The following is a 15,694-nucleotide window of genomic DNA, read 5'->3' as shown; positions in this document are numbered from 1 at the left end:
TTGGGCAACACATGAATGTGCCGCTCAGTCAGCGTCAAACGACAACTGCGCTGTCGCCTGTTTTTTCTGGCGGATGGACCGGTACGCCAGGCCCAGCACGGCAAACCACACCGGCACCAGGTACAACGCCATGCGGGTGTCGGCCTCCAGGGCCAGCAATGCCAGGATGAACGCGAAGAACGCCAGGCATACCCGGCACATCACGGTGCCACCCGGCATCTTGTACTTCGACGCCTGGTGCAACGGGTCGCGCTGCTTGCGGTACGCCAGGTACGACAGCAGGATGATCGACCAGACAAACATGAACAGCAGTGCCGATACCGTGGTAATCAGGGTGAAGGCATCGAGCATGTTCGGTACCAGGTAGATCACCAGCGCCCCGCCGGTCAGGCACACACACGAAAAGATCAGGCCATTGGAAGGCACGGCACGGCGGGACAGCGCGCCGAACTTGCCAGGCGCATCACCGTCCATCGCCAGGCCGTAAAGCATGCGGCTGGTCGAGAACACGCCGCTGTTGGCCGACGACATGGCCGAGGTCAGTACCACGAAGTTGATGATGCCTGCGGCTGCCGGCAGGCCGGCCAGCACGAACAACTCAACGAAGGGGCTCTTGTTGGCCACCACTTCACGCCACGGGGTAACGGCCATGATGGCGATCAGCGCCAGCACATAGAAGACGATGATGCGCACGGGAATCGAGTTGATCGCCCGCGGCAGGTTGCGCTCCGGGTTCTTGGTTTCGGCCGCGGTGGTGCCCACCAGCTCGATGCCGACGAAGGCGAACACCGCAATCTGAAAGCCCGCGAAAAAGCCCATGGCGCCGTGGGGGAACATGCCGCCGTCGTTCCACAGGTTGGCCAGCGCTGCGGCATGCCCCGCCGGTGACTGGTAGGCCGCAGCCACCATGTAGAAGCCGGTGCAGACCAGGGCGCAAATAGCCACGATCTTGATCATGGCGAACCAGAACTCCATTTCCCCGAACATCTTGACCGTCATCAGGTTCAACGTAAGCAACAGCCCGACGCAGGTCAGTGCCGGTATCCACAACGGCATGTCCGGGAACCAGAACTGTGTATAGGCAGAAATGGCAATCACATCGGCAATGCCGGTGACAATCCAGCAGAACCAGTAGGTCCAGCCGGTAAAGAATCCCGCCCACGGCCCCAGCAGGTCGGCAGCAAAGTCGATGAACGATTTGTACTGCAAATTGGACAGCAACAGCTCGCCCATTGCCCGCATGACGAAGAACAGCATGAAGCCGATGATCATGTAGACAAAGATGATGGAAGGCCCAGCCAGGCTGATGGTCTTGCCAGAGCCCATGAACAGGCCGGTGCCGATGGCACCGCCGATGGCGATCAGTTGGATATGGCGGTTGGACAGGTTGCGTTTGAGTTCGTGTGCGTCACCTTCAGGCGGGCAGTGACCGTGCGGCAAGTTATTCATTGTTATGTACCTTGCTAGTTTAATTGTTTTTATAACGTCACAAGTTCAACCCTCGGACCGGATGAAAAACTTCCAGTGCCGAGCGAGTGCAAGGTGGGGAGCAAGGTCTGTGCCAAGCGCAAACACCGCGAATTAGAGGGGTTCTTGCGAAAAAGGGCTGTACCGGCTGTAAAGAAGTCACTCCATGTATTTGTGTCAAACAGGCCGTTGAACTGCCCAAGGCATCGCCAGCGCTGTACTTGCCCGGCATGTATCGAAATCATTCCAATGGAGCGCATTCAGTCCGCCCGCCCCATCTAAAAGGGTAACGCGGTCAATGTGGGAGCGGCCTTGCCGGGGCGCTCCCACATTGACCGCGTTAACTGGCAACTTAACGGACAGGCAACTCACGTACGGGCTTGCGGCTACGCTGCGCCTCTTCCCAGCCCTCCACCAGGCCAACCGGCACATCAGCCGGTGGCAGCGGCTGGCGCCCGCGCACCAAGTCGGCAGCACGCTCGGCCAGCATGATGGTCGGCGCGTTGAGGTTGCCATTGGGCTCACTCGGGAACACCGAAGAGTCGATCACCCGCAGCCCCTGCAAACCGCGTACACGCAACGCCGAATCGACCACCGCCATGTCATCCTCGCCCATGCGGCACGAGCCGCACGGGTGCATGGTGCTTTCCATGTTGGCGCGCACGAAGGCGTCGATTTCTTCGTCGGTCTGCACCTGGGGCCCCGGCGCCAGCTCTTCGCCACGGTAACGGTCCATGGCCGGCTGGGCGATGATCTCGCGGGTCAGCCGTACACAGCGGCGGAAGCCCTCGCGGTCCTCTTCGCTCTCCAGGTAGTTGAAGCGGATTTGTGGGTGCTGGTACGGGTCGGCCGACAACGCCCGTACATGGCCCCGGCTCTTGGGCTTGTTGGGCCCGGTCAGCACCATGAAGCCATGCCCCTTGAACGGTTTGTCGCCGTCGTAGCGCATGGCCGCCGGCAGGAAGTGAAACTGGATGTCCGGCCAGCGCAGGCCCTTGGACGAGCGGATGAAACCGCCCGCCTCGAAGTGGTTGCTGGCCCCCAGGCCGTCCTTGAACAGCAACCAGCGCAAGCCGATCATGGCCTTGCCCAGCAGGTTCATCTTGCCGTTGAGCGTTACCGGCTCCTTGCAAGCATACTGGATGTAGATTTCCGAGTGGTCCTGCAGGTTTTCGCCCACCCCAGGCAAGTCGTGGCGCACCTCGATACCGGCGCTTTTCAGCACCGCAGCCGGGCCGATGCCAGAGCGTTGCAGCAGGTGCGGTGAGCCGATCGGGCCAGACGCCACCAGCACCTCGCGGTTGCACATGACCTTGTGCGTCTGCCCGCCCTGGTCATATTCCACACCCACCGCCCGCTTGCCCTCCAGCAAGATGCGCCGGGTCATGGCATGGGTGACCACGGTCAGGTTCGGCCGGCTCATGGCCGGGCGCAGATAGGCATTGGCGGTGGACCAGCGCACGCCGTCCTTTACCGTCATGTGCATGGCGCCAAAACCTTCCTGCATGTAGCCGTTGCAGTCGTCGGTCTTGATGTAGCCGGCCTCGGCACCGGCTTCGACCCAGGCGCCGTACAGCGGGTTCTGCATGTTGTTGCCGTTGTTGGTCGACAGCGGCCCCGCCCCGCCCCGGTAATCATCGCCACCGAACTTGTACTGCTCGGCACGTTTGAAGTACGGCAGGCAATTGCGGTAGCTCCAGTTCTTCGCGCCCAGGCTTTCCCACTCATCGAAGTCACAGGCATGGCCACGGATGTACACCAGGCCATTGATCGACGACGAGCCGCCCAGCACCTTGCCCCGTGGGCAGTGCAGGCGCCGGTTGTCCAGGTGCGGCTCGGCCACGGTCTCGTAGTGCCAGTTGTACTTCTTGGTGTTCATCGGCAAGGAGAACGCACTGGGCATCTGGATCAGCACGCTGCGGTCGCTGCCGCCAAATTCCAGTACCAGTACCGAGGTGCCGGCGTCTTCGCTGAGGCGGTTGGCCAACACGCAGCCGGCCGAGCCCGCACCGATGATGATGTAGTCGTATCGCTTGGTCATTGTTCTAGTCCTGTGCGCGAAGGCCTACGGCCTCGATGTTGCGTTCGTTACGCTTTGGGTAGCCGCCCCAACCCAGCCGCGTTGCCAGCAGCCGGGTCAGGCCGTAGTGCACCAGCCCGGCCAGCAGGCAGGACGGTAGCGAGGCCGTGGCGAAGGTGAAGAAGTTGGTATGGGCCAGGGTTTGCGGGTTGAACACCACCACGTAGACCGCAAAGCCCGCCACCAGCGCCACCAGTGCGATGGGGTTGAAGCCTTTGCAGTAGCGCAGGGGTGACACGCTCTGTTCGGCGTAGATATGCCGCAGGTTCAGGCGCTGCTTGCGCAGGAAGAAGTAATCGGCGATGCCGATACCGGCCAGGGCGCTGTTGAGGGCGGAGGTCCACACCAGAAAGATGAAGAAGCCATCGTAGATCCCCGGCAGCAACACCACGATAACCACCGGAATGATGCAGAACAGCGCGATCAACACCCCCCAACCCACACTGCGCAGGCGTTCGCCTGCCAGCTGGCGCAAGCCGATCACGGCGGTGTAGAGGATGTTGACCATGCCGGTCAGGTTGGCCAGCGCCAGGAAGCTCAGGGCGATGACGCCGAACCCCATGCCACCGGCCAGGCGCATCCACGCCGTGGGGTCGCTGCTGCCCAGGGTAGTGGCTGCGAACAGGCTGACCGATTCACCCAGCGAGGCACCGCCGAAGATGCCCACCAGGTTGGGCCAGAAGGCCGTACGCTGGTTGCTGCACAGCCGCGACAGGTTGCCGATGTAGGGCCACCAGGAAAAGCCCGCCGCAATGTTGATTTCCACCGCCACCATGAAGTTGACGTGCGGGTTCTCGAACGGTGGCTGCAAGGGTGGCATGGCCAACAGTTCGTCGAAGCTGTAGCGGCGGGAAATGAAGTACATCAGCGCCAGCATGATCAGGATCAGGCTGGGTGCGATCACCGCACTCAGGCGGCGGATCATGTCTGGCCCGCGCATGGCAACCAACGCCGCCAGCACAATGGCCAGCAAGGCCCCGGCGGTTACCAGCCAACCGTCTGCGCCGGGCTGGCGCTGTTGCACCAGGGTCTGGAGGTTGTCCAGCGCCCGCCCGCACATCAGCCCCAGCACCGCCAGCCAACCCATGGTCAGCACCACCACCGAGAGGAAGTAGACCAGGCGGCTGCCATTGAGGCCGAACATGCTGCGCAGAAAGGTGAACTGCTCGACGCCGTACTTGCCACAGGGCAGGCAGGTGGACGAGGCAGCCAGCACCACGCCGATGATGTTGCCGATGATGATCGCCGCAATCCCTTGCAAGGGCCCGACGAACAGCGCCGTGGCGCCGCCGATCAGGAACACCCAGGTGGCGACCGCCAGCGCCGAGTTGGCGTAGGCAAAGCCCCAGAAGCCCCAGACCCGCTCACCGGGTAGCAAGGGGGTGTCGCCACGTTCCGCCCCCAGGCGAAACTCCTGCTCGCGGGAGGCGCTCATGGCTGGCCTCCCAGGTAGTACGCGCCAGCAATCATCACCAGCACCAGCAAGGCAAGTGCAACCACGTCAGCCGCCCTCAAGGCGCCCGGCCACTGTGCCCTCTTCTCCAGTTCCTCGTAGGCGCACAGGCGCCTTTCCAGGTCCTGCGCACGCTCCACATCCACTTGGCTGTTCATCGGCATCACCTCGACAGGTTCTTGTTCTTGAAATTCGATGCTTGATTGAACCTGCGTCGCTCGCCAAACCTCAGCGACGCAGACAGGCCCTGAACCTCAGGGCAAGGTGATCCAGACCGCCTTGGTCTCCAGCAGAAACTCCAGTTGTTCCGCGCCCAGGTCCTTGCCATAGCCCGACTGCTTGTAGCCACCGAACGGCATGGCCGGGTCGAGGGTGCTGTGGGCATTGACGTACACGGTGCCGGCCCGCAACTGCGGGATCAGCCCGTGCACCCTGCCCAGGTCGTTGGAGTAGATCGCCGCGGCCAGGCCGAACAGCGAGTCGTTGGCCAGGGCCAGTGCCTGCTCCTGGGTATCGAACGGCTGGGTGACCAGCACCGGGCCAAAGATTTCCTCGCTGACGATGCGCATGTCATTGCGGCAGTGGGCGAAGATGGTTGGCTGCACGTAGAAGCCCGGGCCGTCCAGCGGCTCGCCGCCATAGTGCACCTGCGCGCCTTCGGCCTTGCCCAGGGCGATGTAGTCCAGCACCCGCTGCTGCTGTTGCTGCGACACCATGGGGCTGATGAAACAGTCGGGGTCGAGTCCCGGAGCAATCTTCAAGGTCGCCGTATAGCGCGCCAGCGCGTCAAGGAATGCCGGGTAGACACTGCGCTCGATGTAAGCACGGGTACCGGCGTCGCACACTTGCCCTGAATTGAAGAATACGCCGTTGGCCACGGCTTGCGCCGCCGCCTCGATGTCCGCGTCGGCAAACACGATCACCGGTGATTTGCCGCCCAGTTCGAGGGTGAGGCGCTTCATCTGGTCTATCGCCGTCTTGCCCACCGCACAACCCACCGGGGTAGAGCCGGTAAAGCTCAGCTTGTCGATGCCCGGGTGGCAGGACATCGCCTGGCCGACCACGCTGCCGCGCCCGGTCACGATGTTCACCACCCCGTCGGGAATGCCTGCCGCCTGTACCAGTTCGGCAAAGCGCAGCGCCGACAGCGAGGTCAGCTCCGCCGGCTTGACCACCACGGTGCAGCCGGTGGCCAGCGCTGCGCCCAGTTTCCAGGCCATGGTTTGCAGCGGGAAGTTCCACGGCACGATGGCGCCGACCACCCCTACTGCTTCCTTGCGGGTGTATGCCAGGTAATTGCCTGGCAGCGAAGGCTCGACGGTGCGGCCATGAATCTTGCTGGCCCAACCGGCGAAATAGCGCAGGGTGTCGACCGTGCCCTGAATATCGACAGCACGCGCCTGCACCACCGACTTGCCCATGTCGATGGCTTCGATCTGCGCCAGTTCGTCGCCGTGGGTTTCGATCAGGTCGGCCAGGCGATGGATCAGGCGTTCGCGCTCCAGCGGTTTCAGCTGGCGCCAGGCGCCACCATCGAACTGCGCACGCGCGGCGCGCACCGCACGGTCAAGGTCATCCGCAGTCCCCATAGGGATGCGCGTCAGTACCCCTTCGGTAGAAGGCTCGACCACCTCGGCGCTGCCGCCGTCGCTGGCCTCCAGCCAGGCCCCCCCGATGAACATGCGCTGCGGCTTGCTGAGAAAACGCTGGGTCGCCTCGCTAACACCAAAGGCCTGCAAATAGGCTTTTACCTTGTTGTCCACAGTACAGTCTCCGGGTCAGCGGGCTTTGGCGCGCGCGTGGAAGATGAAGCCGATGCTGTTCATCAGCAGTTGTGCGGCAAGGATCGAGGTCATGCCGGTGGGGTCGTAGGCCGGGGCCACTTCGACCAGGTCCATGCCGACAATGCGGCCGTGGCTGCGCTTGGCCAGCGCCTGGATGATTTCCAGCACTTCGTAGTAAAGGAAGCCGCCATGGCTCGGCGTGCCGGTGCCCGGGGCGATGGACGGGTCGAAGCCGTCGATGTCGATGGTGATGTAGTAGTTGCGCCCTTCCGGGATTTTCGCCAGCACGCCTTCGCAGCCCAGGCGGCGAACGTCACGCACCGAAAGAATCTGCGAGCCGGCCTCGCGAGCGGCGTCGTAGTCGTCGCGGTTGGATGACGACACGTTGCGGATGCCCATCTGGGTCATGCCGACGATGTGGTCCAGCTCCGAGGCGCGGCGCAGTGGGCTGCCGTGGCCATAGCGCACACCATGGCGCTCGTCGACAAAATCCAGGTGGGCATCGAAATGCACGATGTGGATCGGCCCATGGCCTTCGAACGCCTTGATCACCGGGGCATGCACCGAATGGTCACCGCCCAGTACCACCGGCATGGCGCCGGCTGCGAGGATTTGCCGTACGGCCGCCTCGATGTTGGCGTTGCTGCTGACCATGTCGGTGTGCACGATGTCGGCATCGCCCACATCGACCATGCGCACCTGGTCTTCGGTCAGGTAGGTGGCGTCATCCTCGAAGTCGTAGGCACCGGCATGGCCGAAGGAAAACAGGGTGGATGCTTCGCGAATGCCACGCGGCCCGAAACGCGCCCCTGAGCGCCACTGGGTGCCCATGTCGTTGGGTGCGCCCAAAATCGCCACGTCGGCGTCGATAGCCTCCCAGTCAGTGCACACCGGCGCCTTGGCGAACGTGCAATGGCCCACGAAGGGCAGGTTCAGGCGGCCGGACTCGTAACCGTGTTTTGCCATGTTCTGGTTTCTCCACTTCTTGTTTTATGTCAGGAGACGGGGCGACTGCTCGACCACCGTTGCAGCCACTATGGCAACCACCGGGGCAGGGAAAAATGCGCAAGTGCAGATACATACATCGCCCCTTCCGATGTATCCGAAGCCAACGTGGGCGGACAACGCCAGGCATTGCAGCGGCCAGGCACTCATGGTTAGCTTGCGCAACAAGAACAATGCACGGGCGCTCATATCAGCACAGGCGATGTGAGGCCCGGCCGGGAGGCTACGGTGATCCAGCTCCACGATGTCGACCTGAAGCTGCTCAGGGTTTTCACCACTATCGTCCGGTGCGGCGGCTTTTCGGCGGCGCAGGCGGCACTCAATGCCGGCCAGTCGACCATCAGCGAACAGATGACGCACCTGGAAACCCGCCTGGGCGTCAAGCTGTGCCAACGCGGGCGCAGCGGCTTTCGCCTGACCGAGCAAGGGGTGGCGATCCATGAGGCAACCCTGCGCCTGCTCAGTGCGGTGGAGAGCTTTTGCCTGGACGCCGACGTGCTCAAGCAGCACATCAGCGGCAAGCTTAACCTGGGCATCATCGACTCCACCCTGACCGACCCCGTCTCACCACTGCCGCGCACCACCCAACGCTTTGTTTCACGCGGGCACGATGCGCACCTGCACATCTACATCGGTGCCCCGGCAGAACTCGAAGAGCGGGTGCTGGATGGCAGGCTGCACCTGGCCATCGGCCACTTCCCGTTGCGGGTAGCGGGCTTGTCCTACCTGCCGCTGTATGACGAGGCCCTGGGGCTTTACTGTGGCCGGCGCCACCCGCTGTTCGCCAGCAATGCAGCCAACGGCCGGCTGATGGAAGACGTGCGCCAGAGCCGTATCGTGGTGCGCGGCTACATGCAGCAGTACGACCTGGAGCAATTGGGCATCACCAAGGCCGACGCAACGGTGGAGAACATCGAGGCAGCGGCGATCCTGATCATTTCCGGCGCCTACATCGGTTTCTTGCCCGTGCACTTTGCCGAGCAGTGGGTCAAGACGGGCGAAATGCGCCGCCTGGGGGCCAGCACGCTGGACCTCAGCTCACCCTTCGAGGTGGTTACCCGGCGCGGTGTGTCGCGCCCGCCCATCCTGCAGGCCTTTCTGGAAGACATGGCGGCCTGCACCAGCCAGCCAGCGGTGCCATGAGCCGCAGGCTCAGCCGGCTTGCGCCAGCTGCACCTGCAGAAACGCCATCAATGCCCCCGCCGCCGGTGACAAGCTGCGCCCCTTGCGGGTGAGCATGCCGATGTGCCGCTCTACCCTGGGCTCGACAAGCGGTACGAACGCCAGCTTGTCGTTCTCTTGCGGAAAGGCCAGGTACGGCAAGGTGCTGATCCCTACTCCCTCCTCCAGCATGGCGATCAACGAAATCATGTTGGAGATGAACAGCCGGCTGTGTGTCAGCAAACCCTCTGCTTCGGTGCCTGCCAACAGTTGCGAGGTGCCATTGCGGATCATCGGCACGCCCTGCAACTGCGCCCAGTGCAGCGGATCACCCGACTGCGCCAACGGGTGGTCACGGCGGCACGCCACGCCCACCTGATCGTTCACGATCGGGGCGAATTCGAGCTGCTCATCGTCCATCCACAGGCTGCTGATGCCGAAATCCACCTGCCCTTGCGCCAGCAACTGCTGCACACGTTCGGCGGTGCCATCCTGGATACTCACCTGCACGTTCGGGTGCGCGGCCACGAAGCGGGCCAGCGGCCCTGGCAGCATGCGGCTGGCCACCGAAGGCACGGTGGCGATGCTGACCTGGCCGATTTCATGCCGGGCCAGCAACGTGGCTTCACGGGCGATACGGTCATGGTGCTCGAGCAAACCGCGAAACAACGGCAGGCAATGCTCGCCGAAGGGCGTCAGCTCTACCCGTCCCCCGCCCTTCTCGACCAGGGCCTGCCCCAGCTTCTGCTCCAGTTCACGCACGGCCAAGGATATCGCCGGCTGGGTGCGAAAGGCCTGGCGGGCGGCCGCGTGGAAGCTCTTGAGTTCGGCAACCAGTACGAAGTAGCGCAACTGGGCGATCTTCAGCTCGGGCAACATGGTTAGCATTCCTTATCAAAGCATTTTTTTTATTAATTTTTATTTGCTGCATATTGCTCGCATGATGAATGCCATGCAAACAGAGGCGTTCATCCATGTCACACAAGACCTACAACAACTACATTGATGGCCAGTGGTGCGAAGGCACCACCACCCTGGGTAACTACAGCCCCTCGGACACCGGCGACCTGATCGGCCAGTACCATCAGGCCAGCGCCGAACAGGCCCGCCAGGCCATCCAGGCCGCCCGCGCCGCACAACCGCTGTGGGCCGCCAGCGGCCTGGAAGCCCGCCAGCAGATCCTGATGGCCATTGGCGACGAGCTGATTGCCCGCAAGGAAGAGCTCGGCGAGCTGCTGTCGCGAGAAGAAGGCAAACCCCTGGCCGAAGGCATCGGCGAGGTCAACCGCAGCGGCCAGTTCTTCCATTACTACGCCGCCGAAGTACTGCGCCAGATGGGCGAGACCGCCGCCTCGGTGCGCGCCGGGGTAGATATCGAAGTGCATCGCGAACCGGTGGGTGTGGTGGGCATCATCACCCCATGGAACTTCCCCATGGCCACCGCCGCCTGGAAAATCGCCCCAGCCCTGGCCTTCGGCAACGCCGTGGTGTTCAAGCCGGCCAACCTGGTGCCGGCCAGTGCCTGGGCACTCACCGAGATCATCAGCCGCCAGGGCTTGCCCAACGGTACCTTCAACCTGGTGATGGGCAGCGGCGCCGACGTCGGCGAAGCCCTGGTGCAGTCCGCCGACATCGATGCCCTGACGTTCACCGGTTCGCTGCAGACTGGCCGGCGCGTGGCGGTCGCCACCGCAGGTAACCTGGTGCGCTGCCAGCTGGAAATGGGCAGCAAGAATGCCCTGGTGGTCATGGACGACGCCGACCTGGAACTGGCCGTGGAATGCGCGCTAAACGGCGCCTTCTTCGGCACCGGGCAGAAGTGCACCGCGTCGTCACGGCTGATTGTGTGCAACGCCATCCACGACCGCTTCGTCGAGGCCCTGCGTGTGCGCATGCGCCAGCTCAAGGTCGGCCATGCCCTGGAGGCCGGCGTGCAGATCGGCCCGGTGGCCGATGCACGCCAGCTGGAACAGAACCTGGCCTACCTGCAGCTGGCCCAGGACGAAGGCGCCACCTTGGTCGAAGGTGGCGAACGCCTGCAACTGGAGAGCGACGGCTACTACATGCGCCCGGCGCTGTTCATCGACAGCCGCAACGACATGCGCATCAACCGCGAGGAAGTGTTCGGCCCCATCGCCTGCGTGATCCGCGTGCGCGACTTCGAAGAGGCACTGGCCACGCTCAACGACACCGAATACGGCCTCACTGCCGGCATCATCACCCAGTCGCTGCGCCACGCCAGCCACTTCAAGCGCCGTGCCCAGACCGGCTGCGTGATGGTCAACCTGCCCACCGCCGGCACCGACTACCACGTGCCCTTCGGCGGCCGCAAAGCCTCGAGTTTCGGCCCACGGGAGCAGGGCCAGTACGCCCGTGACTTCTACACCGTGGTCAAGACCACCTACCTGCGGCCCTGAAGGAGTACACGCCATGCACGACCTCTTGATGATCGACGGCCTGCAGTACTCCAACTGGAGCCCGGAAATATTCCAGCAGATGCAGGCCGGCGGCCTGAGCGCGGTGCACGCCACCATCGCCTACCACGAAAACGCCCGCGAAACCCTGTCGCGCCTGGGCGAATGGAACCGCCGCTTCGAGACCTGGCCCGAGCTGATCCGCCCGGTGCGCACGGCCAGCGACATCCGCCTGGCGCACGAAGAAGGCCGGGTAGGGATTTTCTTCGGCTTCCAGAACTGCTCGCCGATCGAGGACGACATCGCCCTGGTGGAAGTCTTCCGCCAGCTGGGAGTGTTCGTCATGCAACTGACCTACAACAACCAAAGCCTGCTGGCCAGCGGCTGTTATGAGCGTGAAGACAACGGCATCAGCCGCTTCGGCCGCCAGGTAATCGCCGAAATGAACCGCGTCGGCATGCTTATCGACATGTCACACAGCGCCGAACGCAGCACACTGGAGGCCATCGAGCTGTCGAGCCGACCGGTGATCATCTCCCACGCCAACCCGGCCAGCTTCCACGCCGCCAAGCGCAACAAGTCCGATGCGGTGCTGCGCGGGATCGCAGCGTCCGGCGGGCTGCTGGGGTTCAGCACCTACCCGTTCCACCTCAAGGGAGCCTCAGGCTGCAGCCTGGAAAGCTTCTGCGACATGGTCGCGCGCACCGCCGACCTGATGGGCGTGGAGCATATCGGCATCGGCACCGACCTGTGCCAGGCGCAACCGTTGGCCGTGCTGGAATGGATGCGCAACGGCCGCTGGAGCAAGGACAAGGACTACGGCGAAGGCTCCAAGGACAACGCCAACTGGCCGGCGCCCTTGCAGTGGTTCCGCGACAGCCGCGACTTCGGCAACATCGCCCAGGGCCTGCGCGCCCGTGGCTTTGCCGAACAGGACGTGGCCAACATCATGGGCCTGAACTGGTTGCGCCTGCTGGAGACCGCTACCACGGCACAGGCCTGAGCCCCTTGCACGGACAGCATCAACAATAACAACAATCGCAGGTTCCGGAGGCTTCATGAAAAACCCAACCACCCTGCAGGCTGAAGGCCAGGCCATGGGCCTGCCAATGGCACGCGACATCGACTGGCCGCTGTTCGTGATCAGCGGCGGGTTCCTCGGCGCCTTCCTGCTGGCGGCACTGATCGACATCGACAGCGTGTCGGCGCTGGTCAATACCCTGTTCGCCTGGTCGACCAGGTTCTTTGGCCTCTACTGGCAAGTGCTGATGCTGGCAACCTTTGCCGTCAGCCTGTTCATTGGCTTTTCCAGGTGCGGGCGCGTGCGCCTGGGCGGCGTCACCCAGCGCCCGGACATCAGCACCTTCAACTGGATCGCAGTGATCATGTGCGCCCTGCTGGCTGGTGGCGGCGCCTTCTGGGCCGCTGCCGAACCCATGATGCACTTTGCCAGCCCGCCCCCCTTGTTCGCTGGCGTGCAACCGCACAGCGAAGCGGCGGCCACCGCGGCACTGGCGCAATCGTTCGTGCACTGGGGCTTCCTGGCCTGGGCTGTGCTGGGCAGCCTGCTGGCAATCGTGCTGATGCACCTGCACTACGACAAAGGCCTGCCACTGGCGCCGCGCACCCTGCTTTACCCGCTGTTCGGCGAGCGGGCGCTCAAAGGCCCGATCGGCACCCTGGCCGACGCCACCTCGATCATCGCCGTGGTCGCCGGCACCATCGGCCCGATCGGCTTCCTCGGCCTGCAGATCAGCAGCGCCATGCATGCGGTGTGGGGCTTGCCCAACGATATCGTCACCCAGTCGCTGACCATTGTCCTGGTCACGGCCATGTACACCGTCTCGTGCCTGGTGGGCCTCAAAGGCATCCGTTTTGTCAGCGAGATCAACGTCTGGCTGATGATCGGCCTGGCGCTGTTCATGGTGGTGTTCGGGCCGACGCTGTTCATCCTCGGCGGCTTCCCGGCAGCCTTTGCCCTGCATGTGGAGCACTTCATCCCGATGGCGATGTTCCGCGCCGACCCCAAGTGGCTGGACTGGTGGACGGTGTTCTACTGGGGCTGGTTCATCGGCTACGCGCCCATGGTGGCACTGTACGTCGCGCGGATCTCGCGGGGCCGCACGATTCGCGAGATCATCATGACACTGTCGATCATCGCGCCGCTGGTGACCATGTTCTGGTTCACCGTGGTGGGCGGCACCGGTATCGGCCTGGAGCTGCAGACGCCCGGCATCGTCACCGCCCATGGCAGCCAGCCCGAAGACCTGCTGCTGGGGGTGACGCAGAACCTGCCACTGGGTGGCCTGATCAGCGCGCTGTTCCTGTTCCTGAGCTTCATCTCGGTGGCCACCAATGGCGATGCCATGGCCTTCACCGTGGCGCTGGCGATGTCCAGCAACGATAAACCGAAAAAATGGCTGTGCGGTTTCTGGGCCATCGGCATGGGCCTGGCAGCGGTGGTGCTGATCACCATCGGCGCAGGCGGCGTGACGGCCCTGCAGTCCTTCATTGTCATTACCGCGGTGCCGGTGTCGCTGGTGATCCTGCCAGCATTGTGGGATGCAGTGCGCATCGCCCGGCACATGGCCCGCGAACAAGGCGTCTGAACATGATCCATCCAGGTACAACAACAATGCCAAACAACGTGCCTGCAATACCCGCGTTGCGCCCTGCCAGCCAGGTCATGGACCTGGCCCGGCTGGGCAGCCACTTCCAGAGCCCGCTGAGCTTCGTGCGCAGCAGCATGCGGCGGATGATGCAGCAAAACTGGCACATCCAGCGCAGCTGCTTCGACCTTGACGGCCAAGGCTTCGGCACCGCGATCTACCGCATCGACACGCCGAATGGCCATTACCACTGCGTGATCTTCTCGGCCTACCTGCCGCCGGAAAAGCGCAGCGACCGGGTTATCGCCGACCAGTGGGACGTCACCTTCGTGCTGGTGAATGGCGATGTCGATGCCGAGCAACTGGCCGACCTGCAGCGTAACGTGCCGCTGCAGGAGGCTGGCCGCTTCGATGCCCGCGTGCTGGTACTGTCACGGGCCAACCGTAGCTTGCGCAATTTCGACCGGTTCCTGGCAGCGCTGGCGGAGGGGCAACAGCCCGACCCACACCAGTTGGCCGAGGTCGGCTACCTGTATCGCACCACGGCGGTGTACGGCAACGGCAAGTTCGGCATCGCCGACTTTGGCTGCCTGCAGGACAACCCCGACTTCAACCAGCCGTTCAGCGCGCAGATGTTCACGGTCTACCTGCTGCGCCACTTCAGCATCGAGCAGATCAACCACATGGCCCAGGCACTCGACCCGCAGCGGGCAGTGCAGCTGGCGCCGGCCCTGCAACGCTACCTGGGGGTTGGCAACGCGACCGGGTTGGGCATGGCCCCGTTCCTGATCAACCACCCGCAACTGGTGGAACGCTGGATCCGCACCCGGGAAAACGCCCTGGCCCTGGTGTTGGCGCAGCCGGCCGACCCTGACCGGTTGCTGCGCCTGCAGGCACTGCTGGCACGCGCCCGCCTGCATTTGGAACAGTCCCGGACCGAAGACCAGCGCCAGCATGAGCAGAACCTGCAAACCTTGGCCGAGCTTGCTTTGCTGACCACCTGGCTTGGCGCACACGCCACCGGCGCGGGCCTTTGGTCGCGCCTGCTGGCCTGGGCCGAGGCACAGGCGGGGGTGGGCTGCCAGGAACTGCTGGCAAGCCTGCTGCTGGAGCTGTACCCCGAGCAGGTCACGCCACTGGCCGAGCACATGGGCGTCAACGAAAGCTGGCAGCTGGACGCGCAGATGCCCCTTGGGCAACTGCGCCAGCTCATCGAGCAGCAGTACGGCTGGGCGCTGGGCTACGACTTCAGTGCCGTGGATGCCGAGCACTTCTTCTGGTACCGCTCGGCCGAAAAGGAGGAGCCACGCCTGGGCATGCGCGCCGAGGAACCAGGGGCCGAAAAAGAAATGCAGCTAGGCATTGCCCGCAATATCCAGCAGTGCCACGCCGCACTGCTGAAACACCTGCAGCTGGAGCCCCAGGCGCTGACCGCGCACTTCCTGATCGCCCAACCGGCGCTCAAGGGCACGGTGCGCCGCCTGCAAGGCATGGCCCAGACGACCTACGGTGAAATCCGCGCCAACCTGCTGGCACGGGACATGCTGCCGATTCACCTGCTGCGCTGCAAACTGGCGTTTTTCGGCGCGGGCAAGTTCGACCCCAAGTCGAGCCGCTGGGTGCGTATCACGCTGTTCCAGGGCGCACCTCTGGTCAGCGACATCGGCCAGCCGTTCGCAGACGACTGGAATTTCGCGGTCATGCCGCAAGGGGAGCGTTGA

General features: G+C 63.8%; 12 protein-coding genes. 5 read left to right on the top strand and 7 right to left on the bottom strand.

Annotated elements, in window-relative coordinates; all coding sequences use genetic code 11:
- Positions 1 to 24: 24 nt before the first annotated feature.
- From cycA to speB, 6 genes are all read right to left on the bottom strand, one after another.
- Complete coding sequence (gene cycA, locus ABOC32_RS15265) at positions 25 to 1,449, bottom strand: D-serine/D-alanine/glycine transporter (RefSeq protein WP_197862710.1); 1,425 nt, start codon at positions 1,447 to 1,449, stop codon at positions 25 to 27.
- Positions 1,450 to 1,819: 370 nt separating this feature from the next.
- Positions 1,820 to 3,508: a choline dehydrogenase gene (gene betA, locus ABOC32_RS15260; RefSeq protein ID WP_426807786.1), complete on the bottom strand. Its 1,689-nt coding sequence runs from the start codon at positions 3,506 to 3,508 to the stop codon at positions 1,820 to 1,822.
- Positions 3,509 to 3,512: 4 nt separating this feature from the next.
- Entirely contained in the window at positions 3,513 to 4,982 is a 1,470-nt protein-coding gene (locus ABOC32_RS15255) for a cytosine permease (RefSeq protein WP_426807785.1), read from the bottom strand.
- The gene (locus ABOC32_RS15250; RefSeq protein WP_426807784.1) at positions 4,979 to 5,158 is read right to left on the bottom strand and encodes a hypothetical protein; all 180 of its coding nucleotides are present in this window, start codon (positions 5,156 to 5,158) and stop codon (positions 4,979 to 4,981) included. Before ABOC32_RS15250 ends, ABOC32_RS15255 begins: the two co-directional genes overlap by 4 nt.
- Before the next feature lie 96 nt (positions 5,159 to 5,254).
- Complete coding sequence (locus ABOC32_RS15245; protein ID WP_426807783.1) at positions 5,255 to 6,763, bottom strand: aldehyde dehydrogenase family protein; 1,509 nt, start codon at positions 6,761 to 6,763, stop codon at positions 5,255 to 5,257.
- Positions 6,764 to 6,778: 15 nt separating this feature from the next.
- A complete protein-coding gene (gene speB / locus ABOC32_RS15240; protein WP_016486208.1) occupies positions 6,779 to 7,750 on the bottom strand; it encodes an agmatinase in 972 nt (323 codons plus the stop codon).
- Between the two features lie 267 nt (positions 7,751 to 8,017).
- Between speB and ABOC32_RS15235 the strand changes: the two genes are divergently transcribed.
- Positions 8,018 to 8,932: a LysR family transcriptional regulator gene (locus ABOC32_RS15235; protein WP_043195869.1), complete on the top strand. Its 915-nt coding sequence runs from the start codon at positions 8,018 to 8,020 to the stop codon at positions 8,930 to 8,932.
- Between the two features lie 9 nt (positions 8,933 to 8,941).
- On the opposite strand, the gene ABOC32_RS15230 is transcribed toward ABOC32_RS15235, so the two are convergent.
- Complete coding sequence (locus ABOC32_RS15230) at positions 8,942 to 9,829, bottom strand: LysR substrate-binding domain-containing protein (protein WP_426807782.1); 888 nt, start codon at positions 9,827 to 9,829, stop codon at positions 8,942 to 8,944.
- A 95-nt stretch (positions 9,830 to 9,924) separates the two neighbouring features.
- On the opposite strand from ABOC32_RS15230, the gene ABOC32_RS15225 reads away from it, so the two are divergent.
- From ABOC32_RS15225 to ABOC32_RS15210, 4 genes are read left to right on the top strand one after another with little or no spacing between them, the layout of a single operon-like run.
- Positions 9,925 to 11,367, top strand: a complete 1,443-nt coding sequence (locus ABOC32_RS15225) for an aldehyde dehydrogenase family protein (protein WP_426807781.1) — start codon at positions 9,925 to 9,927, stop codon at positions 11,365 to 11,367.
- A 13-nt stretch (positions 11,368 to 11,380) separates the two neighbouring features.
- Positions 11,381 to 12,367, top strand: a complete 987-nt coding sequence (locus tag ABOC32_RS15220; RefSeq protein ID WP_016500202.1) for a dipeptidase — start codon at positions 11,381 to 11,383, stop codon at positions 12,365 to 12,367.
- A gap of 55 nt (positions 12,368 to 12,422) precedes the next feature.
- Positions 12,423 to 13,973, top strand: coding sequence for a BCCT family transporter (locus ABOC32_RS15215; RefSeq protein WP_426807780.1), 1,551 nt, complete (start codon positions 12,423 to 12,425; stop codon positions 13,971 to 13,973).
- A 26-nt stretch (positions 13,974 to 13,999) separates the two neighbouring features.
- Positions 14,000 to 15,694, top strand: coding sequence for a hypothetical protein (locus ABOC32_RS15210; protein WP_426807779.1), 1,695 nt, complete (start codon positions 14,000 to 14,002; stop codon positions 15,692 to 15,694).

The sequence above is a fragment of the Pseudomonas sp. WOUb67 genome (assembly GCF_050058005.1).
Taxonomy (GTDB): domain Bacteria; phylum Pseudomonadota; class Gammaproteobacteria; order Pseudomonadales; family Pseudomonadaceae; genus Aquipseudomonas; species Aquipseudomonas putida_R.
The sequence above is the reverse complement of the archived record's forward strand: the minus strand, read 5'-3'. Positions and strand labels throughout refer to the sequence as shown.

What these genes read in the sequence shown, in the direction of transcription:
- cycA (WP_197862710.1), bottom strand. Translation starts at nt 1,449, where the DNA reads ATGAATAACTTGCCGCACGGTCACTGCCCGCCTGAAGGTGACGCACAC.
- betA (WP_426807786.1), bottom strand. Translation starts at nt 3,508, where the DNA reads ATGACCAAGCGATACGACTACATCATCATCGGTGCGGGCTCGGCCGGC.
- ABOC32_RS15255 (WP_426807785.1), bottom strand. Translation starts at nt 4,982, where the DNA reads ATGAGCGCCTCCCGCGAGCAGGAGTTTCGCCTGGGGGCGGAACGTGGC.
- ABOC32_RS15250 (WP_426807784.1), bottom strand. Translation starts at nt 5,158, where the DNA reads ATGAACAGCCAAGTGGATGTGGAGCGTGCGCAGGACCTGGAAAGGCGC.
- speB (WP_016486208.1), bottom strand. Translation starts at nt 7,750, where the DNA reads ATGGCAAAACACGGTTACGAGTCCGGCCGCCTGAACCTGCCCTTCGTG.
- ABOC32_RS15230 (WP_426807782.1), bottom strand. Translation starts at nt 9,829, where the DNA reads ATGTTGCCCGAGCTGAAGATCGCCCAGTTGCGCTACTTCGTACTGGTT.
- ABOC32_RS15225 (WP_426807781.1), top strand. Translation starts at nt 9,925, where the DNA reads ATGTCACACAAGACCTACAACAACTACATTGATGGCCAGTGGTGCGAA.
- ABOC32_RS15220 (WP_016500202.1), top strand. Translation starts at nt 11,381, where the DNA reads ATGCACGACCTCTTGATGATCGACGGCCTGCAGTACTCCAACTGGAGC.
- ABOC32_RS15215 (WP_426807780.1), top strand. Translation starts at nt 12,423, where the DNA reads ATGAAAAACCCAACCACCCTGCAGGCTGAAGGCCAGGCCATGGGCCTG.
- ABOC32_RS15210 (WP_426807779.1), top strand. Translation starts at nt 14,000, where the DNA reads ATGCCAAACAACGTGCCTGCAATACCCGCGTTGCGCCCTGCCAGCCAG.